8 protein-coding genes and 11 pseudogenes are annotated in these 14104 nt (G+C 61.2%); 4 read left to right on the top strand and 15 right to left on the bottom strand.

Annotation, left to right across the window (positions count from 1 at the left end; genetic code table 11):
- Positions 1–57: 57 nt before the first annotated feature.
- The 11 pseudogenes from IPM54_32295 to IPM54_32245 form a co-directional block, all read right to left on the bottom strand.
- Positions 58–348, bottom strand: a pseudogene (locus tag IPM54_32295) (DUF4215 domain-containing protein).
- A 564-nt stretch (positions 349–912) separates the two neighbouring features.
- Positions 913–1329 (bottom strand): annotated as a pseudogene (locus IPM54_32290) (proprotein convertase P-domain-containing protein).
- A 30-nt stretch (positions 1330–1359) separates the two neighbouring features.
- Positions 1360–1563 (bottom strand): annotated as a pseudogene (locus IPM54_32285) (DUF4215 domain-containing protein).
- Positions 1564–2091: pseudogene (locus IPM54_32280) on the bottom strand (proprotein convertase P-domain-containing protein). It abuts the pseudogene before it with no gap.
- A gap of 135 nt (positions 2092–2226) precedes the next feature.
- Positions 2227–2580, bottom strand: a pseudogene (locus tag IPM54_32275) (proprotein convertase P-domain-containing protein).
- Positions 2581–2673: 93 nt separating this feature from the next.
- Positions 2674–3351 (bottom strand): annotated as a pseudogene (locus IPM54_32270) (DUF4215 domain-containing protein).
- Positions 3349–3471: pseudogene (locus tag IPM54_32265) on the bottom strand (DUF4215 domain-containing protein). The pseudogenes IPM54_32270 and IPM54_32265 overlap by 3 nt, the downstream one beginning before the upstream one ends.
- Positions 3451–4110, bottom strand: a pseudogene (locus IPM54_32260) (DUF4215 domain-containing protein). Before IPM54_32260 ends, IPM54_32265 begins: the two co-directional pseudogenes overlap by 21 nt.
- Before the next feature lie 108 nt (positions 4111–4218).
- Positions 4219–4623: pseudogene (locus IPM54_32255) on the bottom strand (proprotein convertase P-domain-containing protein).
- Positions 4624–4665: 42 nt separating this feature from the next.
- Positions 4666–5253, bottom strand: a pseudogene (locus tag IPM54_32250) (DUF4215 domain-containing protein).
- Between the two features lie 66 nt (positions 5254–5319).
- Positions 5320–6933 (bottom strand): annotated as a pseudogene (locus IPM54_32245) (hypothetical protein).
- A gap of 600 nt (positions 6934–7533) precedes the next feature.
- Between IPM54_32245 and IPM54_32240 the strand changes: the two are divergent.
- From IPM54_32240 to IPM54_32230, 3 genes are all read left to right on the top strand, one after another.
- Positions 7534–7917 (top strand): hypothetical protein, encoded by a 384-nt coding sequence (locus tag IPM54_32240; protein ID MBK9264458.1) that lies wholly within the window; start codon positions 7534–7536, stop codon positions 7915–7917.
- Positions 7904–8278: a hypothetical protein gene (locus IPM54_32235; GenBank protein MBK9264457.1), complete on the top strand. Its 375-nt coding sequence runs from the start codon at positions 7904–7906 to the stop codon at positions 8276–8278. Before IPM54_32240 ends, IPM54_32235 begins: the two co-directional genes overlap by 14 nt.
- A gap of 484 nt (positions 8279–8762) precedes the next feature.
- Positions 8763–9158, top strand: a complete 396-nt coding sequence (locus tag IPM54_32230; protein MBK9264456.1) for a GFA family protein — start codon at positions 8763–8765, stop codon at positions 9156–9158.
- A gap of 41 nt (positions 9159–9199) precedes the next feature.
- On the opposite strand, the gene IPM54_32225 is transcribed toward IPM54_32230, so the two are convergent.
- Positions 9200–10957, bottom strand: a complete 1758-nt coding sequence (locus tag IPM54_32225; protein MBK9264455.1) for a cytochrome b N-terminal domain-containing protein — start codon at positions 10955–10957, stop codon at positions 9200–9202.
- Entirely contained in the window at positions 10954–11520 is a 567-nt protein-coding gene (locus tag IPM54_32220) for a Rieske 2Fe-2S domain-containing protein (GenBank protein MBK9264454.1), read from the bottom strand. Before IPM54_32220 ends, IPM54_32225 begins: the two co-directional genes overlap by 4 nt.
- Before the next feature lie 394 nt (positions 11521–11914).
- Here IPM54_32220 and IPM54_32215 point away from each other — a divergent pair, with 394 nt between their 5' ends.
- Positions 11915–12598 carry a hypothetical protein gene (locus IPM54_32215; GenBank protein MBK9264453.1) on the top strand — a complete coding sequence of 228 codons (684 nt, stop codon included), beginning with the start codon at positions 11915–11917 and terminating at the stop codon, positions 12596–12598.
- Positions 12599–13222: 624 nt separating this feature from the next.
- On the opposite strand, the gene IPM54_32210 is transcribed toward IPM54_32215, so the two are convergent.
- Both IPM54_32210 and IPM54_32205 read right to left on the bottom strand, forming a co-directional pair.
- Positions 13223–13390 carry a hypothetical protein gene (locus IPM54_32210; GenBank protein MBK9264452.1) on the bottom strand — a complete coding sequence of 56 codons (168 nt, stop codon included), beginning with the start codon at positions 13388–13390 and terminating at the stop codon, positions 13223–13225.
- 82 nt (positions 13391–13472) lie between these two features.
- Positions 13473–13898: a hypothetical protein gene (locus IPM54_32205; GenBank protein ID MBK9264451.1), complete on the bottom strand. Its 426-nt coding sequence runs from the start codon at positions 13896–13898 to the stop codon at positions 13473–13475.
- Positions 13899–14104: the final 206 nt, after the last annotated feature.

Below are 14104 nucleotides of genomic sequence, written 5' to 3'. Positions count from 1 at the left end.
CGACAACAGGACGGGTACTTCACCGTTGCCGCATGCGATGTCGAATTGGCACGTGGCCGAGCAACCGTCGCCCGATACCACGTCATTGTCGTCGCACTGTTCGCCGGGGTCGAGGTTCCCATCGCCGCAACCGTCCGTAAACTGGCAGCCATTGGAACACGCGTCGTTATCGACGGTATTGCCGTCGTCGCACTCTTCACCGGCACCGGTGATTCCATCGCCGCAGTAGCTCGCGGCATCGACGCAGAGAGCCAGCGTAAAGCCGTGGAAAGTGCCGGCATTCGTCGCTGCGTCGTCGCGCACTTGAAGTGTCCAGGTGCCCGCTGCGTTCTTCAACGAGAAGTCCACACTGGGATTGACCGATAGCGATGCTTCGGGCCGGTATTTGCCGCTGAACGGCGCCGCGCCACCGGTGATGGCCGACGTGAACGAGTCTGCAATGAACGTCGACGCGTAGTTGTCGTTCACTCCGCCGTTGTCATCGGACAAATTACGCACCATCCCATTCGGCCCGAGCAATTGGATGTCCAAGTCGGCGACGTTCGGATGAACGATGCTGCGAATGACCACCATGGCTTTCTTTACCCCGCCTATCGTGGAAACCGTCAGGGGGAAGTCGACGAACGTATTGTTGTCCGGAATGGGGCTCGCGGGGTCATCCGAGACGATGACCGGCGTTTCACCGGGTGCGCAAGTGACTTCGACTTCGCAGGTCGACGAACAACCATCGCCCGAGGTCACGTTGTTGTCGTCGCACCATTCGCCAGCGTCGATGTTGCCATCACCGCAACCTTCATTCATTTTGCACACATTGCTGCACGCATCGGCATCCACTTGATTGCCGTCGTCGCATTCCTCGCCCGGATCGACGATGCCATTGCCACAATACGTGACGGTATCGAGGCACATGAGCAAACGCCAGCTTTCATACGTACCGAGGAAACCCACGGCGTCGTCCCTGACCTTCAAGTTCCAGATGCCCAATGCGTTTTGATGGGCAAAATCCGTTCCCGCAGTCGTCGACATCGTCTGCTCGGGCCGGTATCTTCCGGAGAATGGCGCCGTGGCAAACGCAATGCCCGTCGTTGCCGAGTCGTCGAAGATCGTCGATCTGTAATTGTCGTCCGTGCCACCTCGGTCATTGGACAGGCCGCGTGTCGTGCCGATGGGCGATTGCAATTGGATGTCCACGTCCGCCGCATTCGGATGCGTGATGCCTCCGACGACCGCAACGACTTTCTTCACGGCGCCCGCCGTCGGAATGCTCACGGGCGCATCGACGAACGTATTCGCATCGGGCATGGCGAACGGCGTGTCGTTTGCAACCATGATCGACGTTTGTCCAGGGGCGCATGTCAATTCGACGTCGCACGTCGGGGAACAGCCGTCACCCGATACCAAGTTGTCGTCGTCGCATGCTTCGCCGACATCGACCTTGCCATTGCCACAGCCCCCATTGAGCTGACAACCGTTGGAGCAAAGGTCGTTGTCGACCATATTGCCGTCATCGCATTCTTCGCCGAGCCCCAGATTGCCATCTCCGCACTCGGTCGCAACGCACATCGTGAGGGTCCAGCTCAGGAACGTGCCGACATTGGTTGCCGCGTCGTCTCGCACCTCGAGCGCCCATTCTCCAGCGGCAGGCTCGCTCAGGAAATCGGTCCCGGGTGTCGTCGACAACGATTGCTCGGGACGGTACTTCGATCTGAATGGCGCACTCGCATTGACGACCATTCCACCTGCCGAGTCGTCGAAAATCGTCGTGTTGTAATTGTCGCCGGTGCCACCATTGTCATCGGACAAGATGCGCACCGTGCCGCTCGGTGAACGTAGCTGAATGTCCAAGTCGGCATCTGCCGTGTGGTTGATGCCGCCAATCGTGGCAATCACCTTTCGCACTTTGCCCGTCGTCGCCACGTTCACGGGCAAGCTCGTGAATGTCAAGTTATTGTCGGGGATCGACGTCGGCGTTTCATTCGTCACGGCGATCGACGTCTCTCCAGCGCCGCACGTGATTGCAACTTCGCACGTCTGCGAACAATCATTACCCACTGCACCATTGCTGTCGTCACATTGTTCGCCGGGGTCGATGTTTCCGTCACCGCACCCTTCGTTGGCGGTGCAGAAGCGCGTGCACGCGTCGGCATCGTTCGTATTGGCGTCGTCGCACTCTTCGCCGGGATCGACGACCCCATTGCCGCAAAATACGACGGTGTCCAAACACAACGCCAAGCTCCAGCGTTCGACCGTGCCCGACGTTCCGGTCGTGTTATCGGCCACTCCGAGGCTCCATGAACCAAGCGCATTCTGATTCAGGAAATCGGTTCCCTCGTATTGCGTCAACGTGTATTCCGGTCGGAAGACGCCCGTGAATGGCGCACCAACGGCGGTGACGGGCATCGTTGCATTGGAATCGAAAACCGTCGCTATGTAATCATCGCCAGTGCCACCATTCAACGTAGATAACCAACGAATCGTATTCGCCGGAGATCGGAGGTTGATCAACAGTTGCCCAACGCTCGCATGGCTGATCTTGCCCAGGGTGACGACGACCTTCTTGACGGCGCCGTCCGTCGGCATGTTGACCGACGTATACGTGGTGGTGTTGTCGATGATCGGCGACGGCGACAAATCCGCAACGACCACCCGGGTTTGTCCTGGCGCACAGTCGATTTCAACCTGACACGTCGGTGAACAACCGTCGCCCGATAGAAAGCCATCATCGTCGCACTCTTCTCCCGCGTCGATGGTTCCGTTGCCGCAACCGGTTTCCAAGCCGCAGATGTCCGAACATCCATCGTTGTTCGTGATGTTTCCGTCGTCGCATTCCTCGCCCGAATCCACGGTGCCATTGCCGCAATACGTGACGGTATCGACGCAAAGCCCCAGGGTCCAGCTATACACCGTTCCCGAAGAGGAGCTCACGAGTTGGATCCGCGCCTGGAGATTCCACGTGCCACTGGCTGCTTCTTCGAGAAAGTCTTTCCCTTGAATCGTGGACAGTGAATGCTCGGGCCGGAACGTGCCGCTGAACGGATATGGGGCCGAGGCAATGGAAAACGTCGCCGCTTCATCGAAGATCGTCGACAAGTAATCGTACCCTACCGTGCTGTTCGTGCCGGAATTGCGCATGGAGAGGTTGCGGATCGTCCCGAAAGGAGATTGCAATCGGAGATCGAGGTCCTTCGTCGCGGATTTGTCGATGAAGCCAAGCGCGACCTTGACCTTCTTGACTCCACCCGTCGGCGCCACGTTCACGGGATAATCGTGATAAACGCTGCCACCCACGGGAATCGGTGTCGGCGTTTCGAACAATGCCGTGACTTCCGTCTGACCAGGGGCGCAATCCATTTCCAGCGTACAGGTAGACGAACACCCGTCACCCGACACCGTATTTCCATCGTCGCACTGCTCGCCGACGTCGTATAGGCCATCGCCGCATCCCAGATTCTTGCAGGCATTGCTGCACAGATCGTTGTTGTTGTAATTGCCGTCGTCGCATTGCTCGCCCGGATCGAGCGTTCCGTTGCCGCAATAGGTGACGGTATCCAGGCACATGCCCAGCGTCCAGCTTTGGAGCGTTCCGGCCGCGGACCCCGTGAGCTTGATTTGCAGGTTCCACGTGCCCAGCGGGTTTTCGTTGCTGAAATCCGTGCCCACCGTCGTCGATATCGACTCCTCCGGCTGGTAGCGTCCCTTCATGGGATGTGTGCTGCTCGTAATGGGCACTGCGGCCGAATCGTCGAAAAACGTCGATGTATAACCACCGATGGAGGTTCCACCATTGGCGCTCGACAAATGCCTCTTCGTTCCAATGGGCGACAGCAGGTCGATCGTGATGCGGTCGTTGCGCACGTCGGGCACGTTGCCAATGACCGCGATGGCCTTTTTCACGGCGCCCGCGGCGGCCACGTTCACGGGAAACTGGTTCAACGTGGACGAGCCATTGATGGTCGCTGCCGTTCCATTCGTGACCTTGACCGGCATCTGCCCTGCATCGCAGGTGATTTCGACCTGACACGTTGCCGAGCAACCGTCACCCGACACGATATTGTCGTCGTCACATTCTTCGCCCGCATCGAAGTTATTGTCGCCGCAACCGTCGTTCATCGAGCACAGGTTGCTGCACGCGTCGCCGTCGTTCGTATTGGCATCATCGCACTCCTCGCCCGCTTCGATCACCCCATTACCGCAATATTCGCCATGGCTCAAACAAAGCGCCATGGTCCAAGAATTGAAGACGGCGAAATTGGTCGTTTGCACGTCGCGTATCCGGAGATTCCACGTGCCCTTGGCATTTTTCCCACGGAAGTTGGCGTCACCGGTCGTCGACAACGTTTGTTCGGGCTTGAAGTACCCACGAAATGGCGCGCTTCCCGCAGTGACGTATGTCGCGGCGTCGTCATCGAAAAACGTCGATGCGTAATCGTCGCCCGTGTCGCCATTGTTGCTCGACAATGTGCGAATGAAGCCAGTGGGTGATTGAAGCTGAATGTCGAGCTCCTGAACGTTCGTGTGCGCGATGCTGCCAATGACCGCCACGACTTTCGCGACGGCGCCGGGCGTCGACACATTGACCGGGAAGGCATGGTATGCATTGTCATCCGGAACGGCGGCGGTCATGTCGTTCGTCACGATGACCGGAGTCTCACCCGCCGCGCAGGTAACCTCCACTTGGCATGCCGAGGAACAACCGTCTCCCGATACCAAGTTGTCATCGTCGCACTCTTCGCCGAGGTCGAAATTGCCGTCGCCGCAGCCGTCGTTGAGGCGGCATAGGTTGCTGCACAAATCGCCACCGTTCGTATTGCCGTCGTCGCATTCTTCGTCGGCATCGACGACGCCGTCGCCGCAATACGACGCAGGGTTCACGCACAGCGCGAGGCTCCACGCATTCAGCATGCCTTCGAAGCCCGATGCGTCGTCTTGCAATTGCAGATACCAAAAACCAGACGCATTCAGATGCAGGAAATCAAGACCCGCTCCAAGCGTCGCCATGGATTGCTCGGGCCGATACTTGCCCGTAAACGGCGCCGTGATGTCCGTAATGGATATGGCCGCGGCATCGTCGATCGTCGTACGCGTGTAGTTGTTGCCAACGAACCCATTGTCCGTCGAAAGCTCGCGATACAATCCGTGCGGGGACCTCAAGAACATGTCGATGTCGGCCGCATATTCGTGTGTCAACGAATGTACGACGACGATTGCTTTGGTCACGCCGCCCGTAGCATTGATGACGGCCGGACTGTACATGAAAGGACCGACGTCGGGGATCGGCAATGGATTGTTGTTCAGGACGACGACGCGCGATTCTCCGGCTGAGCACGTCAATTCGATGATGCATGCATTGCAACCATCACCACTCACGGCATTGAGGTCATCACATTCCTCCGGTGGATCGACGACGCCATTGCCGCACGTGCTGCACATGCCCGATTGACACGCCCCCATCACGCCGCCCAACATGCACGTTGTGCCATCCGGAGCCGGTGTGCCGGTACAAACGCCAGCCGTGCATTGATCGATCAAGGTACAGCCATTGCCGTCGTCGCATGCAAAACCATCGATCTTGGCCGCGTACGTGCACGCTCCCAACATCGCATTGCAAATCCCAGGCTCGTGGCATTGATCCGGAGGTTGACACACGATGAGCGTGCCGGGCTGGCACGCGCCCATCATGCACGTATCGGCCATCGTGCACTCTTCGCCGTCACTGCACGATGTTCCATCGGCGACGTTCGGATGTATTGGCATGCCTCCCGCGCACGCCTCGTACGTGCACGTCTCTCCGTCATCGACCGGCACGTCCGTATCGTCGGGGATATCGACATCATTGCCCGCGCCGTCGCATACGCGCACGAGGCAATCGTTTGGCATCTGGATGGAAACCGGCGTATTGGCACCCGTGAAATCGACGCCGCACGTGCTGGCGAGACATGTCCGCGTCTTGCACTCGTCGTCCGTTCCCGGACAATCCGCGGGAGCATTGCATTCCACGCATTGACCCATCCCGTTGCACACGAATGGATCGCCTCCGCCAGGCGCTGCGCATTGGGTGCCTTGCGGAAGGTTCGAATGCGACGGGATACCCGCAATGCATACGTCGGCCGTGCAGGCATTGTTGTCGTCTGAAACGTCGGTATTGTCGTCTTTGCTCGTCGTGCCGCCGCTACCGTCGCACACGATGACCTTGCAATCGCCCGCGCTCTGCATCGAAACCGGCGTATCGGCCGCCGTGAAGTCCATGCCGCACACGCCGGCGAGGCATGTTCGCGTCCCGCATTCGTCGTCCACTCCGGGACAATTGGCGGGAACATTGCATCCCACGCATTGACCCATGCCATTGCATACGAGAGGATCGGCGCCCCCCGATGGAGTGCAGTCGCTGCCTTGCGGGAGATTCGTATTGGATGGCGTGCCCATGACGCACGCGTCGGTTGTGCAGGCGTTGCTGTCGTCGGGGACGTCGGCGTTGTCGTCTTTGCTCGCGGTGCCGCCATTGCCATCACAAACGACAACCTTGCAATCGCCGGCGTTTTGCGTCGAAAGCGGCGTATCGGATGCCGTGAAATCCATCCCGCAAGCACCGTCGATACAGGTGCGCTGTCCACACGCATCATCCGTGCCGGGACAATCAGCAGATACGAGGCACTGAACGCATTGACCAACGCCATTGCAAACGGTTCCATCGCTCGAGCACGGCTCGCCGACCGACTTGGGCAGATGCGCCGTCGTGCCATCCATGTTGCACACGTCGTCCGTGCAATCGTTCATGTCGTCCGTGGGCACGCAACCATTGCCGCCACCACCACCGCCGCCACCACCGCCACCCATGCCGCCACCGCCGCCGGTGCCGCCGCCACCCATGCCGCCACTGCCGCCAGTGCCGCCAGTGCCGCCGCCACCCATGCCGCCAGTGCCGCCGCCACCCATGCCGCCACTGCCGCCGTCGGCACCACCCGCGCCAGCACTCGCACCGGCTCCTTGGTACAACTCGTCGATCTGGGACCGATCCACACGAGTGATCAGCTCGCAACCGCCAGCACCGGCGAGAACCGCAAACACCATGATCGGCAGCATCAAATTTTTCTGCGACGACATATTCGCCTCTTGACAGCGTGCGCGTGACGTGACTCGTCGAAACCGTTAGGGCTTTGGCTGTCTACTGCTCCAGACAAACCGTCCACATTTGCCAAGCCGCGTGAGCAATACACCAGCAGAACGAACCAAGGAAGCCCACACGTATGGGACAGTGCACAAGGTTCCCGTCGCTTTCCCTTCGCTGCCCTACGGGCGCGCTACCCTCACTGAGCCACCTCCGATCAGCGCCCTCCCCACCCCCCACCCTCGTGAAATCGCCTCCCTTCTTTTGCTCGCGCACTCCCTTGCTCGTGGCGCGGCACTCCCGGCCCGCACAGCACCATCCGCAGCACCGCGAGCCGCCCGCGCCGCATACACCGACCTGCGGTCCAGTTTCGTGCGGTGATTGCATTGGAGCGCCGTCATCAATCGGGCATAAATCTCTCGGGGACCATGCGCGGCAAAGATCTTCGTGAGGCCCTGAAGTGGAAAGAAATTCCGCTGCAGCTCGCCCAAATGGAAGACTTCAATAGGGTCACGGAGGAGGGCGCGGAAGCTCTCGCGCTCGCATTGACCGGGAGGCGCGGTGGGTGGAAGGTGAAGCGGCGGCTCCAATCTCGGCTTTCGGAAGGGGCCGATTGGTTGATAGGGAGCGGTGGCCAAAACGTCATCGTCGAGGTCGGCGGTACGGACGAAGGCGACCTCGAAATGCTGTACAAACGGAAGGTCACCCAAGCGCAAGGGGCCTCTTGGCCGAAGGGAACCGCGCGGGCGGCGTGCGTGGTACGCTTCGTCGAACCGAAGGCACTCTTTTGGAGCAGCGATGGAACTGAATGAGCTGAACGTTCGTGTGACCGAGGCGATCCTCCGTGCGGAGCGTCTTGCAGCGGGCTCGGACGAGGCGCGGGAAGCCTTCCGAGAGGTCGGGCGCATCGAAGAGTCGATCGCCGACTTGACGTCGGCGCATGACCTAGAAGGCGAAATCGCGCGCCTGGGAGCGGTCACTGCCGCACTGAGCGCGGCCGATCCCCTCCGCGCCCTCTGGCTCGTGGATCTCTATCTGGCGGAGGGGGTCTCTCCAGAAGCGGCGGCCAAGCTCGATGCCTTGCGCGCCGAGGCAGACACCGAGCTCGCTAAAGCGGCCTCGACCGTGCCGCCCGTACGGCCGATCAAGTACATCTTGCCCGAAGCGGCATGATTGCCGCTATGTCACCCACCCCACACCCTCGTGCAATCGCCTCCCTCCGCTCGCGCACGCATTCCCTTGCTCGTGGCGCGGTTTTCCCAGCATGCGCCGCACCAGCCGCACCTTCGTGAGCCGCCCGCGCCGCATCCATCGACCACCTCACGACGCCATGAACCGCCCCGCCCAGCCAGCCGAGGCACCTCACGACGTCCCGTAGCGAGCCACCTCCAAGCGCACTCGCAGGCCACGCCTCTGCGACCCCGTCGCGCCAGTCATCCTCGCGCGACCACGCCGTCGTGAGGCGCAAACCGAAGACGCAACGTCGATCCCACGTCCCCGTGACCCCTCGAATGCGCTGATCCGACCTGCGCGAGGCCCGGAAAATCGTCGAGCACGCGCAACTTCGTGCTTTTCACAACGCGAACAACGTGCCTACAGTACGCACCAAGCTCGCTCACATCCTCGAGGTACTCACAAGCCGCAGATGAAACCAACCATACGTTCACGACACGCCCAATGCAGTTGCGGGCAGCTACGGGTCACATGCGACGGCGACCCGATCCGCGTATCGATGTGCCACTGTCTCGCGTGCCAGCGACGAACGGGAAGCCCCTTCGGGCAACAAGCGCGCTGGCCAGCCGACAAAGTGAAAATCGAAGGCGTCGCTACGAGCTTCGTCCGTATCGGTGATTCCGGCGGGACGGTCACGTTTCGGTTCTGCCCTACATGCGGATCGACCGTGTTTTACGATATCGCCGATATGCCCGATGTCATTGCGGTGCCGGTGGGTGCCTTTGCGGATCCGGACTTCCCAGCGCCCACGTTCTCCGTATATGAGGCTCGAAAACATGGCTGGGTGAACGTGCCCGAAAGCATCGAGCACATGGATTGATTCGAAGCAATACGGCGGGCGGGGAAATCTGCGGAGCAGAGTTACTTCACTTTATTCTTCGCCTGCATTTGCACGAACGACGCCAATAGCTTGCGATCGGCGTCGCTCAGTTTTTCCGCAAATGCCGGCATGTGGCCCTCGAGCTTCGGATCCATCGCGCCCTTGGGATACGTCTTGCCACTGCCAGGATTGTCAATCTGCGCCAATATCCACGCCACAGATCCCCAACCTCGAAGCTCCGGTGCAAGCGATTCTTCGTCGTCGGTTTTCCCATCGAATCGATGACAACCCGTGCACCGCTGTCGCACGAGTTTTTCACCCGGCATTCCCGCGCCCTCACCCTCGGCTTGCGCCGCCAAGAATTCCACGATGGCATTCAAGTCCTCCTGCTTCATGGGCGAGAATTCCTTGGCCATTTCAGGGTCGTCAGGCGGCGTCGTCATGCTCGGCATCATGCCTTTGAATGCCGTCTTGCCGAACATCGAATCGTGATCCGGCTCCATGAGCACTCGCGTAGCCCATGACGCCGAGCCAAACCCGGTGAGGTCCGGCGCCGTGTCCTCGCCGGCCGGAGGTCCCATTTCGCCCATGCGATGACAGCTCGCACAATGCTGCTCGTATAGCCACACGCGCCGCGTTTCAGGATGATTGCGCATCATCGCCAATGCACCCTCGGGAGGTACCCCCTCGAATGCAATCGCAAGCGATTTCTTGGCGTGTGTCTCGGCTTTTGCAACGGCCTTGACGAATTCGGGATCCGCCGCGTCGTGTCTAATCGACGCGCCCGTGAGAACGCCCGCGCCAATGCCAAAAAGCGCCACCGGAACGAGCACCGGGAGGCGCTTCATGACACCTCGATCGGCCTTCTTGTCGAAGAGCGGAAGCAAAAGGAGATACCCGACGACGAGAAATGGAAGCACGACCGTCGCGATGAGCTCGAGGCGTCCCGGAAACGGCTTGCGCATTTCGTAGAGCGCGAGGAAGTACCATTCGGGACGCGCCGGATAATCGCTCGTCGGGTCGGCCGGAGCGTCGAGCGGCGCGCCGTGATGCTTCCACGTGAGAACGAAGACGACGGCAAGGACGAGCAGCGCGACGACGAGATCACGTGCAGCTTGCGATGGAAAATATCGTTCGACTTTGACCGCATCCGCGGGCGTTTCGAGCGCCGGGCCGTGCTTTCGCGAGATCATGACGTGCATGGCGAAGAGCAGGCCCGTCACGAGCGGCAAGACGATGGCGTGCGCGGCGTAGAGGCGCGTGAGGGTGAGGTTCCCGGGCAAACTGCCGCCGAGAAGCGCTTCTTGCATGATGGTGCCGACGACGGGCACGGTGCCCATGATGCCGGTTTCGACGCGCAGCGCCCAGAATCCGCGTTGATCCCAGCGCAAGGGGTTGCCCGTGAGCGCGAAGGCGACGATGAGGCCGAAGAGCAAAAGGCCGAGCCAATAGGTGAATTCGCGCGGCCTTCGGTACGCGCCTCGGACGATGGCGTGCACGAGATGCACGGCGCCGAGGACGATGAGCGCTTGCGCACCGAACTGATGCAGGCCGCGGACGATCCAGCCGGCGGGCACCTTTTGCTGGATGTATGCAACGCTGGCCCACGCCGTCGTGGCACTCGGCGCATACACCGTGGAGAGAAGCACGCCGGTGACGGCGACGACCACGAGCATCAGGCCGAGGGCCGTGCCCCACGCGTAAGCGAAACGAGCGCCTCCAGGCACGGTCGCTTCCACGAAGCTTTTCACGAGCTGTCGGTAGCCCGTGCGTTCGTCAATCCAATCGCCGAGTTTCACCCGACTTCCTCCTTCGTGGGGATGCCTTGCCGAAAGCGTCGGAAATCAACTTCGACAAACCCGTCCACGACGCGTACTTGGAGCGGATCCATCGCGCGAGGTGACGGGCCCGAGAGGGCTTCACCGGCGAGCGAGAACTTGGAGACGTGACACGGACATGCGTAGCTTTGCTTGTCTGCGTTGAGGTCGATGGAGCAACCGAGGTGAGGGCAAACCGCGCTGAGCGCGGTGACTTGATCGCCCTTGCGAACGAGCCAGAGCGAGCCGAGGAGTTGATCGCGCGTGATGGTGTACGCATCGCGTTCGTCAGCGATCACGACGACGCGTTTGGGTTCGTCGGGCTTGACGTCTGCGAGGCGTCCGACACGGATCCATCGAGCCTTTCCCGCTTCGCCGTTGGAGGAGGGGGCGAGCATGCGGGTGACGGGCACGATGAGCGCGCCGGCATAAATCGCTCCCGACGCGGCAGCGAGCGCCTTGAGGGCACCTCGACGGTTCGTCGTCCGGCCTAGGTCTGCTGGAGGTTCCACCCTGGGAGGCTCTTCGACCAGCTCGTTCTGCATCTCTTCCGCCATCTCGTCGCACTCCTCTTGCCGCGCGTGCGCTCGGCGCGAGCAAGATAGCGAGAAGTGCGCGCGGGGGAACATCAATCAATTGAAGACCAAGCAGTGGTTTGATAACATCCTACGCAGAAGCCGCGGATGCGCGCATTTCGAAAACTGGGGCGCTAGCACGGTTGCGCCACGAAGAAAGGGCACACGACAATGAATTCGACTTGGCACCGGGTGCCTTTTGGGCCCACCCGAGGATCACTTGGCGTCCTTTGTTTGGCACTCATGACCGCCGCGACCGGATGCGGCGCCGAAGACCAGGGCAGCACGGAAGGTGCTGGCGGAACGAGCGGCAGTGTTCGCAGTACGGATACCGTGAGCGAAGAGGCGGTGCCTTGGGGACCCGATGAAGTTGCCGGGCCGGGGGTGCGCGGAAAAAGCATCTGCAGAGTCGGTGCTTCCTCCACCGAGCAATGCGCAAACGTGCAGCACGGGCGCGGAATGCGCGAGCGGGTTTTGCGTCGATGGCGTGTGCTGTGACAGTGCGTGCAGCGGGACGTGCGAGGCGTGTACGGCGGCGAAAAAAGGTCAAGGCGACGACGGAACGTGCGGCCCGATTGCGCTCTACGGGGATCCTGACAACGAATGCGCATCCGGCTCGTGCGATGGTACCGGGAGCTGCAAAAAGTACAACGGCGCGACGTGCGGCGAGACGACGGATTGCTTGTCGGGCAATTGCGCGGATGGGTATTGCTGCGGCGCTCCGTGCTCGGAGACGTGTCGGGCATGTTCGGCTGCGAAACGGGGAGGTGGATTCAACGGGCAATGCGGGGCAATTGCATCGGGGACCGATCCGGATGACGAATGCACGGGCGGCGAATGCAACGGCGCGGGCGCATGCGTGATGGCGGGGCTCGGCAATGGCGCCGCGTGCTCGATGGGCGCGCAATGTTCGTCCGGGAATTGCGCCGACGGCGTCTGTTGCGACGCTGCTTGCACGGGAACATGCGAGGCGTGCACGGCGGCGAAGAAGTCCCAAGGGGCCGATGGGACGTGCGGTCCGATCGTTGGCGAACAAGGACCCCGATAACGAATCTTTTGCGTGGGTGTCCATGGATCGGGGACGCCAAGGGTACAACGGCGCGGTTTGCAGTTCGGCGGGCGACTGTTTGTCGGGGTATTGCGCCGACGGATATTGTTGCGGCAACGCTTGCACGGGAAGCTGTAGGCGTGTTCGGCTGCCAAAAAGGGAGGCGGCGTCAACGGGTAATGTGGACCGATTTCGGCGGGAACCGATCCCGACGACGAATGCACCGGCGAGCAGGCGCCGGAGCGGGCAGGGTGGCACGGCGCCCGTGGGCCTCGAAAAATAAGCTGCGCAGCGCGGGATCCGCAATGCGCGTCGGGGAATTGAGTCGACAACGTCTGTGCGCATACGGCGTGCTCGGGAACGTGCGAGGCTTGCACGGCGACAAAGAAGAGCCAAGGTTCCGACGGGACGTGTGGTCCCATTGCAGCGAGCAAGGATCCCGACAATGAATGCGCGGCCGGTGCGTGCAGCGGAACGGGCACGTGCCAAAGCTACAACGGCGTCGTATGTGACGCGAGCGCAATGTTTGTCCGGGTATTGCGTGGATGGATATTGCTGCGGCGGCGCGTGTACGGAGACATGCAGAGCATGTTCGGCTGCCAAGAAGGGTGGCGGCATCAATGGTCAATGCGGCGTGATCATGGCGGGAACCGATCCCGACGATGAATGCGGCGGCAGCGGTACGTGCAGCGGCGCAGCCGCTTGCACGATGGTCGACAATGGATCGTACTTGCGACCAGCGCGAATGCTCGTCCGGTTTCTGCGTCGACGCGTCTGGTTGCGATACGGCATGCACCGGAACGTGCATGGCGTGCAACGGACCGGCTCGGAAACCTGCTCGAACGTGGTCAATGGGCAAGGCGATTCGAATTCGTCACCCGTCGGCGTGCCGCCGAGGGGATGGACAAGGCAACTGCCAATCCAATGCCGGCGCGCCGTGCACATCCGGAAGACAGGAATGCTCGAGCCACGTTTGCGACGACGAAGTGTGCGCTGCCGTCGCCACACCGAACGCTCCTTTCGAATGGGCCACCATTCTTTCGCCCACCGTCGACAGCATCACGACATCGAACTGATCACGCCGCTCGCAAACGATGGCGTCGTCCGGCAGCGGACCAAGATACCCATCGACCTCAATGGTTGGATGCCGGTTCGGGTCCTTCGCAGGGCGCAACCCTGGTGGTTCACCTTCGATGCATCGGCGCTGCGAGCGTCGTCGAGGATGCGGCCCCTGAACGACGCGGACAACGCAGATCACGTACTTGCGTGCACGTGCACGATATTCGGATATCGTCGCCACGGTGCATTGGTATCACGGCGCTCCGATTCCATCCACACTTACGCAAATGGACGCGCCTTCGTTGGTGCGTACCTACGACGACACGGAAATGGCCGGCCTTCACGGCGGGCGACGGATATGTGCTCATTGCATCGGTCTCCGGACAGCCTGACGGGCGTCGATTTTGGCGACGGCATCGCTCGTCACGGGCGACCGCGTCGTGAAGT

The sequence above is a fragment of the Polyangiaceae bacterium genome (genome assembly GCA_016715885.1).
Classification (GTDB): Bacteria; Myxococcota_A; Polyangia; order Polyangiales; family Polyangiaceae; genus Polyangium.
This window is presented reverse-complemented; position numbering and strand designations above follow the sequence as displayed.

What these genes read in the sequence shown, in the direction of transcription:
- IPM54_32240 (MBK9264458.1), top strand. Translation starts at nt 7,534, where the DNA reads ATGCGCGGCAAAGATCTTCGTGAGGCCCTGAAGTGGAAAGAAATTCCG.
- IPM54_32235 (MBK9264457.1), top strand. Translation starts at nt 7,904, where the DNA reads ATGGAACTGAATGAGCTGAACGTTCGTGTGACCGAGGCGATCCTCCGT.
- IPM54_32220 (MBK9264454.1), bottom strand. Translation starts at nt 11,520, where the DNA reads ATGCAGAACGAGCTGGTCGAAGAGCCTCCCAGGGTGGAACCTCCAGCA.
- IPM54_32215 (MBK9264453.1), top strand. Translation starts at nt 11,915, where the DNA reads ATGAAGTTGCCGGGCCGGGGGTGCGCGGAAAAAGCATCTGCAGAGTCG.
- IPM54_32210 (MBK9264452.1), bottom strand. Translation starts at nt 13,390, where the DNA reads ATGCCGTATCGCAACCAGACGCGTCGACGCAGAAACCGGACGAGCATT.